General features: G+C 39.1%; 10 protein-coding genes and 1 pseudogene. 2 read left to right on the top strand and 9 right to left on the bottom strand.

Going from position 1 to position 9538, the window contains the following annotated elements; genetic code table 11:
- Window positions 1–225 precede the first annotated feature (225 nt).
- Window positions 226–912, bottom strand: a complete 687-nt coding sequence (locus ABE547_RS05710; RefSeq protein WP_347377859.1) for a hypothetical protein — start codon at window positions 910–912, stop codon at window positions 226–228.
- A gap of 91 nt (window positions 913–1003) precedes the next feature.
- On the bottom strand, window positions 1004–1441 hold the full coding sequence (locus ABE547_RS05705) for a hypothetical protein (protein ID WP_347377858.1): 438 nt from the start codon (window positions 1439–1441) through the stop codon (window positions 1004–1006).
- Window positions 1442–1705: 264 nt separating this feature from the next.
- Between ABE547_RS05705 and ABE547_RS05700 the strand changes: the two genes are divergently transcribed.
- The gene (locus ABE547_RS05700) at window positions 1706–2644 is read left to right on the top strand and encodes an Abi family protein (RefSeq protein ID WP_347377857.1); all 939 of its coding nucleotides are present in this window, start codon (window positions 1706–1708) and stop codon (window positions 2642–2644) included.
- A 34-nt stretch (window positions 2645–2678) separates the two neighbouring features.
- Here ABE547_RS05700 and ABE547_RS05695 read toward each other — a convergent pair whose 3' ends face one another.
- The 7 genes and pseudogenes from ABE547_RS05695 to ABE547_RS05665 form a co-directional block, all read right to left on the bottom strand.
- Window positions 2679–2840, bottom strand: a complete 162-nt coding sequence (locus tag ABE547_RS05695; protein ID WP_347377856.1) for a hypothetical protein — start codon at window positions 2838–2840, stop codon at window positions 2679–2681.
- Between the two features lie 263 nt (window positions 2841–3103).
- Window positions 3104–4045 (bottom strand): transposase, encoded by a 942-nt coding sequence (locus ABE547_RS05690; RefSeq protein ID WP_347377855.1) that lies wholly within the window; start codon window positions 4043–4045, stop codon window positions 3104–3106.
- A gap of 105 nt (window positions 4046–4150) precedes the next feature.
- Entirely contained in the window at window positions 4151–5011 is an 861-nt protein-coding gene (locus tag ABE547_RS05685) for a DUF3137 domain-containing protein (RefSeq protein WP_347377854.1), read from the bottom strand.
- A gap of 146 nt (window positions 5012–5157) precedes the next feature.
- Window positions 5158–5241: pseudogene (locus ABE547_RS05680) on the bottom strand (SpoIVB peptidase S55 domain-containing protein); the annotation flags it as partial.
- 49 nt (window positions 5242–5290) lie between these two features.
- Window positions 5291–6307: a hypothetical protein gene (locus ABE547_RS05675; RefSeq protein ID WP_347377853.1), complete on the bottom strand. Its 1017-nt coding sequence runs from the start codon at window positions 6305–6307 to the stop codon at window positions 5291–5293.
- Window positions 6308–6463: 156 nt separating this feature from the next.
- Entirely contained in the window at window positions 6464–7921 is a 1458-nt protein-coding gene (gene rlmD / locus ABE547_RS05670; RefSeq protein ID WP_347377852.1) for a 23S rRNA (uracil(1939)-C(5))-methyltransferase RlmD, read from the bottom strand.
- Window positions 7922–7942: 21 nt separating this feature from the next.
- The gene (locus ABE547_RS05665; protein WP_347377851.1) at window positions 7943–8929 is read right to left on the bottom strand and encodes an NYN domain-containing protein; all 987 of its coding nucleotides are present in this window, start codon (window positions 8927–8929) and stop codon (window positions 7943–7945) included.
- A 159-nt stretch (window positions 8930–9088) separates the two neighbouring features.
- Between ABE547_RS05665 and ABE547_RS05660 the strand changes: the two genes are divergently transcribed.
- Window positions 9089–9538 (top strand): transposase (locus tag ABE547_RS05660; RefSeq protein ID WP_347377850.1); only part of this gene is annotated, 450 nt, incomplete at its 3' end.

Below are 9538 nucleotides of genomic sequence, written 5' to 3'. Positions count from 1 at the left end.
TGCGATCGGAGCATATATCCACACTTACAATTTTGAGAGACGCCATTCTGCTCTTGATTATCAAACACCAGATGAATGCTACTATCCGGCAATGCTGTTGCCATATGTAGCTTAGCATATATGGATCAGGGGAGTGTCCAACTATTCTCCCCCGGCTCCTTGTAACTTATCAAGCATATCAGTTCATTATAAAAATCTTAGATTTTTGTCTTGACAACTGAGCCACTATACCTGCTGCGTTCGCAAACCTCCCTTAAAAGATACTCGGATTGGATGTCCTGTTTCTCTCTGATCAGAAACATCAACAGAAATCCCTGCCTTTTCACATTCTTCTATTAATTTCTCTCTCAGTCCCCTCGGGACCTGTATGTACCCATCTATATCTTTTCCTAAATACACAGCACTAAAATTGTAGTAATTTGAATATCCAAGCCTTTTATTTTTATAAAATTCCGGATTATCAAATGCTGCCAGACTACGAATCTGATTTTGTATTCTTGGCATAAGGTTCAAAGTATCAATATAAACTCCATTACCCAATACCATATGCAGCTTGCCCACAACATCAGCTTTAGAAAACTCGCACTTCTTTTTCCATGGTTTCGGTCTGGCGTTTTTTTCAATATTAGCAAGCATTCCTCTGGCTTCTGCTAATTCTCCCTGCCATTTTGCCATGTATTGTTCAACATCTTCTATACTCAGCTTCTCCGTTTTATTAAATAGAATATCCCATTGATCAGAATATGCATTCCAATTTTCATCTACAAAAGCACTATTTCCATTCTTAAGTGCCTGTCCCTGTAACGGTAATGCAATCAAATTACCTATACTGCTTGTCACATCCTGTGAAGGATACATTCTGTCATAATAATGGAACGATTTCAGATTAATGGAAGTTGAACCTTTATCCAATAAGAGAAATCCGAAATTTCTTGCCGTTGCCGCCGGTATTGCCTTTTTAAAGAAAATCCATACATGTGCCCCTTTCCCGGAGCGGGATCTCTCAACTAAAGGTCTGATACCATTGAGCAATTATTTTTTTAACATCCAGCCTTGTCCATTTTGTATTTTCACACTCATCACAAAATACCTTCTCTTTACGTTGCTTAGGGCAAAGCCTGTCATTCCAACGATTATCACATTGGGGAAAATAACCACCGTTCTTTCCTCGTCTGGCATATACATCTTCTCTTCCCCAAAACATTGAAAAGAAACGAATTGCCATCTCTTCTGAAATAAACGAAGGATTCACAATACGTTCCCCCTGATCCGGGTCATACTCTTCTGCATTTTCTATTTTTTCTTCGAAAGGATTTACCTCATCATATGGAATACTTGCTTTCTTCAATTTATCTTTTAATAATCTGTTCTCATATTCAAGTATCCTGACCATCTTTCTCAACGAATCCACATCGTATGCTTCTATGTTCACCTCTGTCACCTGCAATTCTTATTCCTTCACAATACTATTCCGCATCTTTTGTCCCAACCATATTATATAATTTGTTCCAACTATATTCAATATTTGTTTCCGAATATTTAACGCTTATATGAATAAACTAATATTACCACTAAAAAACAGATTGACTTTCAGAAATCAATCCTGTATAGTATTTTTAGTGGTTGTGCTACGGATGCTCGAGGGGCCCGTAGCCGGAGGAGCTCATGCGTGGGCTCCTTTTTTATTATATAGGAGTGATATATTATGGAGAAAAAATTTCTTACATACGATCAGCAAATTGAAAAATTGCAGAATGAAAAACAATTAACCATTTCAGATGTTCCAACTGCCATCCATACGCTAGAACATATCAGCTACTATTCTTTGATTGGCGGATACAAAAATCTGTTTAAACATAAACCTTCCGGGAAATACCTATATGGTGTTACATTTGAAGAAATTGTTGCATTTTATTATTTTGATGAAGAGTTACGGACTTTATTTTTAAAGTATATTCTTCATGTAGAACGGCATCTGAAATCTTTGATTTCCTATCACTTCTGTGAAAAATTTGGTGATAATCAGGCAGAATATTTAAACCCTGAAAGTTTTAATTCTGCAAAGAAAAACCAAAAAGCAGTCAATCGTCTGATTCATTCTATGCAAAACTGTATTTCGATACCTTCCCATTATAATTACATTTCCCATTATTCCAAGGTATATGGTAATGTTCCACTTTGGGTTGCAATGAATGCTGTTACATTTGGACAACTTTCTGCCTTTTATCAATATATGCCAAACGATGTCCAAGTAAAAGTCAGTAAACATTTCCCAGGCTATACAGAAAAACAATTGCATCAATTTATCACTATTATTGCAAAGTGCCGGAATGTATGTGCTCATGGAGAACGATTATATGATTTTCGAACTCAAGATACAATCCCTGATACACTCCTACACCAAAAGCTTTCTATTCCGTTGAAAAAGGGGAGTTATACGCTTGGTAAACACGATTTATTTGCTGTAGTTCTTTCACTAAGATATCTCATCAACAATGATGATTTTAAATCTTTTAAACGTTCTCTTAGCCAATTAATCAAGCGAGTACTTAAGCAGTGCCCACATTTAACACAGGCACAACTATTAAAACAAATGGGATTCCCTGAAAATTGGGAAAAGATTTGCAGATATAAATTATATTAAAATCATATAAAACGGCAGCCCTGCGATTTCCATCTCAGGAAGCTGCCGCTTCTTTTTTCTTTTCATTTTCTTCTGTTTTCTCCTGTCCATTGTTTTCCTTATCTTCCTCCAGTTCCCGGAGCAGCTCTTCGCCATATTTATCTATCATCCGCACAAGAAAATCAATGCACCGTTCAAATTCTACATTCTGTTTCACAAGCTTCTCCTTCCCTGTTTTTTATTCTGTGGTCATTCTACAGGAAAGTTTTTAGATTCTCATTGAATAGAAATTGAGTACAGATTGACTGTTACGCTGTTATTTTTTGTTCATAAAACTGAAATGCCGTTGTGCAGAACATACGTTTGCGCTGTGATAAAAGAAATTTAGTACCAGATAAAAGAAGAAATAATACAAAAAGGTGGGATTGTGATTGGATCGATGCGATTTTAGCTCTATAATGACATGTTTAAAAAATCATATCAGCGAAAGTTGACTTTCTTGCAACACTCATTTTTGTAAGGACATCCGGTACAGTCCTCACATTCATATATCTCTTCGGTTCTGCCATACTTATTGCCTTTGACATGTTTATCACATTTGTGAATGAACCTTTTCCCGTTTGGACATATAAGGGTTCCATTCTCATCATGGTCAAAGTTGTCTATTCGATAAGGATTATTATGATATTTACTGTCTTTTGTTTCCTTCTCAAACATAGTGAATTTCATATACTTTTCCATACCATGCTCTTCGCAGTAAAGATAATTATTGTATGAACCACAACCGGCATCTGCAACCGGATATTTAGGGTAATGACCATATATTGCATTAAACTTTTCCATCAACGGTACAAAACATTCCATATCTGATGCGTAAGGCTTAAGCTCCGTGATGTTAGCAAACATTTTGTCTCTGTTTTTTATACAGGACTTCTTCCATACCCAGGTGTACTTGTTGGCATTAGCTTCAATCTTAGTGCCATCAATGTATGTATAGTGGTCTAAATCAACATGATCTGCTTCAAAGATGTAAGCATTAACATCATTAAATATGTGTTCAATTGTAGTAGTAAGTTCATCACGAATAAAGTTGCCGAAAGTAGCAAAAGATGGTGCTTTCATGTCATCAAGAAGATACATGTAGCGGATATCTGTTCTACACAATTTTTCGATTTCACGAAGTGAGCAGAATCCATTTTCCATAAAAGCAAAGAGTATAACTTTAAGTAACTTCTGTGCATCACATCTTGGGCGACCTGTTTTGTAGTCCTTCTCTACAAAATATCTTGATAGGTCGATGTGATCCATGATTTCACAAAAAGTATATACTGGATCAGAAACATCAATAATTATTTCGATTTCCAGTGGTAATTTAAGCTGACGTGAAGTATAATTATCTTTGGTATTTTTGTTTAGTAGCATAAATATATTATACCAAAAAATAGCTCAAACCTCACGGTCTGAGCTATTTTTCTTTTAAGGAACTTTTTTTACAGCCCCTTTACTATAATAGTTATGCTGTTTATCCTACTTGTTCAGGATGTCGATGATATCGGTAAGCTGACGCAACTCTTCCGAAAATTTCTTACGAAGCTCTTCCGCATCACGGCATTTCCTGGCGTTAAAAAGGCAGTGCTGTGTATCTACACCAATGTGCATTTTTCCGTCCGGCATAAAAGATATGTAGACCCGACCGTTGCTCCTGTCTGCGACGGCAGAAATAGTTTCCATCATCTGCAGCGTGAGGATTGCGAACGCCTCTCGCGGATCTTTCGCATTTACCCAGAAACGTTTACTAAATTGCTCGTCATCTATTATTACGATTCTTTGCTGATTGGAAAAATAGTGGCTCTTCGTTGACACAGATACAACGCATTCCGGCTTTCTGCCACAATCGCATATAAGCCATGGGCCATTAAATAACGTACAGCCGGAGGACGACTCATTCCATTGATGGTTTTCTTCCATCTCATTAATATAATAGTTGCCCAGTTCAATGTTCACTCCGTTATAGGCAGCCTTAATATTATACCTGCCATTCGTTTCCCAAACCCTGCCCTTCGGGACCTGAAAGTAAAGCGGAGCGGCCTCTTTGTCCGGCTTAAATTCGCCTGACAGATCATATTCCACATCATCGCCAAACACATCCCTAAGTACACAGCCAATAACATTATCGGCAAGCTGATTACTGATTTTATTCCTTTTTTTGATTATCCGACCTAACGGTATCCCAAAGGCCGGTGCGATTATCCAACACAGTAGCGAAATAAAGAAATTAAAAGGAACCGCAATAAGACCTAATATAACAAGACCGTGAGTTATTATTCTCATAATAAGTATCTTGTTCTTCATGGAATTCAGTTCGTTTTTCAATTGCTCAATTGTCATAATTTTCATATCCTCCATATCAACGTTTCTTTTCTCTTGTTTCTTCCGGTATCTCAAGATTTGCAAAAATAATTCAAAAACCACCATATTTATTATATGCAGTGGGTTTTAAAAATAATATTAACCAAAGGTTAGGTTTTTTGACATTATTCCGCCGCGTCTAACATGTTCTCGATAAAAATCCCATATCCTCTGGTCGGGTCATTCACCAAAACATGAGTTACAGCCCCTTTTTTTAATCATTATGTAGCTTTCTGTTATTCTTCAAAAGCAACTCTTTTATATCGAATTCATAATGCTAAGTAAGCTCTGGTAGCTATCTACATCATGATAAACTACATTCTCTGTTGAAATCTCATTAAACAGTTTTCTTGCACATGAAATCTTTGCTTTCTCTATTGGCCTTAGTTCCAGACTTTCCATGGTACCTTTAGTTTCTGCTATGAAGTAAATATGCTTAACAGTACCTTCATAGAATGCAATCGCCCAATCAGGCGAATAATTACCAACAGGTGTTGGAATAGAAAAACCTTTCGGCAATTTTGCATATACACATACTTCTTTTGCACCATCTAATTCCTCGGCGAATTTACGTTCCACACTCTTTTCAGCTGTGCCATCAGTAAATACATAGTCCTGTATATGTTTTTCTGCTCTATATGCTTTATCAAAGCTTGTATCCGATAAATCAGAGCCTCTTTTGATATCACTATTTACAACATGGCCTTTCTTGTCAATACTAAAATAACCTTTGTGAGTTGTCTCTACTTCAATAGCTTTCAAATATCTTTGGTAAGGCGTATCAAATATTGTAATATAGTTGTTTACCACATCGCGATATTCTTCCTCAAACATCCTACCATACTCGCCAAGCAATTCTTCACCGTCATCATCATACATACGACACTTAGCAACTTCATCAATGAAGAACAAGGATAATGTCTTAATGCCGCGGTTAAATAACTCTTCTTCTTTCTCCATATGAGAAATAATGGTCTCTCGAATTTGAATTCTTCTCATATCCTTTTCAGAAACATCCCCTACCACATCACCCTTTCGAATCACTTCTCCGTTTGTAAAAGTGACAGAACTAGTAATCGGATCTATTTCAGAAATACGATATCCCTTATATTGCTCCATGTTCTTTGACAACTCATATATATTGTCATCCACATCAAGAATTCTCATTTCCCGATTTATGGATTTATTGTATTTAATCTCAAACTCAACATGAGCTCTTACCTTATAGTTGTGCCCGATCTGGCTGATAACCTTAATACTTCTTTTCTTTGCCATAATTGAATTCTCCTTTTCATAATTTGTCATTGATTGGCTGTAACTCTGTAACTAATTCATCTGGCTCAATGGCATCACCTCCCTTACGTGCATAAAAATAAGCCACCAATGCTTTCGCATCAGCAGCTTATCGCTTAAGTTCGGTATATTATGAAGTTATTCCTTTTCAGCTTTTTCCTTATCCATGATATCGTAATACTCATCCATATCAAGAGAAAGCTTTATGTGAGAGTCTGCTTTTCGGTTGCTCAAGAGGCACACCGTCTCAACATGCACGGTATTCGGAAAGAGATCCACGCATGCGATCCTCTCCACCCGGTACCCTCTTCCCTGCAGCATCTCCAGGTCTCTCGCCAGGCTGGTCGGCTTACATGCGATATACACCATCTTATCCACACCAAAGTTGGTGATCTTCTCCAGTGCCTTCGGGTGTACTCCGTCTCTCGGAGGATCCAGCATGATCAGATCCGGGACTTCTCCCAGTTCATCGATGACCTTTAACACATCTCCCGCCCAGAAGGTACAGTTCGTAAGACCATTGAGTTTTGCATTTTCCTTTGCAGCTTCAACAGCTTCTTCCACGATTTCGACTCCCACGACCTTCTTTGCAACCGGCGCCAGAATCTGTGCAATGGTTCCTGTTCCGCTGTACAGGTCGAAGATAACTTTATCCTTTGTCTCACCGATATATTCTCTTGCGGTCTCATATAGGACTTCTGCCCCCAGAGAATTGGTCTGGAAGAACGAAAAAGGCGTGATCTTGAATTTCAGGTCCAGCAGTTCTTCATAGAAATAGCCCTGCCCGTACAGGGTGACTGTTCCTTCATCTTTGACCACATCTGCCACACTGTCATTCTGTGTATGCAGGATTCCGGCAATCGTTCCGTCCAGATTCAGAGCAAGCAGCTGATCTTTCCAGTTCTGTTCAAATGCACTGCTGCCATCCACTGCCTGTTCTGTCGTCGTCACCAGATCAATCAGGATCTCACCGGTTTTGACGGCTTTTCTCACCAGCAGATGCCGGAAGTATCCGGTATGACGCATCCGGTGATAATACGGATATCCGGACTCTTTTGCGCATTCCAGGGTACATGCCAGGATTTTCCGGTAGTCTTCATCTACAATCTGGCAGTCAGATACATTTACGATATCATGAAAACTTCCCCGCTTATGCATGCCCAGCGCCATCGGGCCATCTTTATATTCATCTCCAAAGGAGAATTCCATCTTATTGCGATATGCCTGTTGTAACGGACTCGGCCTGACACCTTCCCAGATGTAGTCTCCGTCAACGGCTTCGTCCATCATGGCTTTTACCTGAGCCTCTTTCATCTTCAGCTGCTCTTCATAGGGCAGGTTCTGATAGGTGCAGCCCCCGCACTGACCAAAGTGCGGACACGCAGAGTCTATTTCAAGCGGTGACTTCTCAAGCACCTCCAGAAGGTGCCCTTCTGCTTTTCCCTTCCGGATCTTATTGACAGAAAACCGTACTTTCTGTCCGGGGATTCCATTCTTTACGATGACACATCGCTCCTCCTCCGGAAGATATATGATTCCTTTATTCGGAAATTCCACTACATCAATGATGCCTTCATATATTTGTCCCTTCTTCATATCATGTATCCTTTCCTTCTTCTATTGCTTTTCTTCTCCGGCTCTTCTGTGACTGAGTCTTGGCTTGTGCGCATCTTCCTGTTTCTTATATACCGCCTTCAGGATGGTACCATCCTGTTCCACCTTTACATGTTCCAGACTTTTCACGTATTTATTGAACTGCGAATATCCATAATCGCTGATCTTGAACTCTTTGAATTTTTCATATATTTTATTGCCCAGAATGCTAAGCTCGATTCCGGTTTTCCCGGCCTTTTTCAGAAGAGCGATCACATAACCATCTATACTTTCTTTCATATCACGGTCTTCCCGAAGAGCCACAGACACAATATTGCCATGTTTCACTAACTGAATTCTTGAGAATTCCTCCAGGAATTTTGACAGCATGTTATAACCGTAGCTTCGTACGTCAAAATCCGGATACAGACTGACCAGACGGCTTCCCACTTCACCCAGCCCGGTGGCCTTATTGTTATCCTGATTCTCGATTACCATCTTGATGATCGCATCTTCGATCTTTTCCTTACTCAGCTTATCACGTGACTCTTCACCCTTGGACGTTCCCGGATTCTGCTCATATAACAGATTTTCCAGGATCGTAAACTTATCACAGGCTTTACGAAATGGCTCCGGTGTCTTATTCTCACCCATTCCAATCACAATTTTTCCACTTTCTCTTAACCTGCTTACAAGTCTTGTAAAATCACTGTCACTGGATACAATACAGAATCCGTCAACATCATTCGTATACAGGATATCCATTGCATCTATGATCATTGCAGAATCTGTGGAATTCTTACCCTGCGTATAGCTGAACTGCTGGATCGGCATGATGGAGTTGGTCAGAAGCTCATCCTTCCAGCTGGAATGCTGTGTGCTGGTCCAGTCACCATAGATTCTTTTATATGTGATCACCCCGTACTTTGACAATTCTGTCAGTATCGGCTTGATATACTTTGCTGACACATTATCTGCGTCAATCAACAATGCAAAACACTGCTCTTCCATTTTTCTCTCCTTTTTATTCCCTTCTTAGGCATTTGTTAAATGCCGCAACCCATTGATTTTACTGGGTTTTCTCGCTGTTTATATATAAATTTTCTCTCCACTCATGGTAAAATATAAGTAACCACACAAACATCCCACACACGAGAGGAGAAAAAATTTATGGCTAATAATTATCATCAGCTTTCACTTAAAGATACTTTTTCAGACTGCAAGGACATGTTTGTGGATGATGTTCCTTCCTTTTTTCAACTTCTGGAGCAGCATTTTGATATTTCTCTTTTTATTCCTCAAACTTTTTATAACGCTTTTTATCAGCATCTTGGTCGCAAAAGAGATTATCCGCTTACCGGTTTCCTTTCTGCTCTCATCCTGCAAAAAATCTTTTCTATCCCCACGGTTTCCCTGCTGATACTCTTATTGAATCTCTGCAAAGAACTTCGGGATTTCTGCGGTTTTTCCAAAGTCCCTGATCCACCTTTGTTTACACGCTTTAAACTGGACTTTGCTGACCACCTTGATCTCATGTTTCAACAAATGGTTGATTATACTGAACCCATTTGTCAGCAGATTGATTCTTCTCTGGCTCAGATCCTTACCTTTGATACTTCC

It is taken from the genome of Dorea sp. YH-dor226, assembly GCF_039832105.1.
Taxonomy (GTDB): Bacteria; Bacillota; Clostridia; order Lachnospirales; family Lachnospiraceae; genus Dorea_A.
This window is presented reverse-complemented; position numbering and strand designations above follow the sequence as displayed.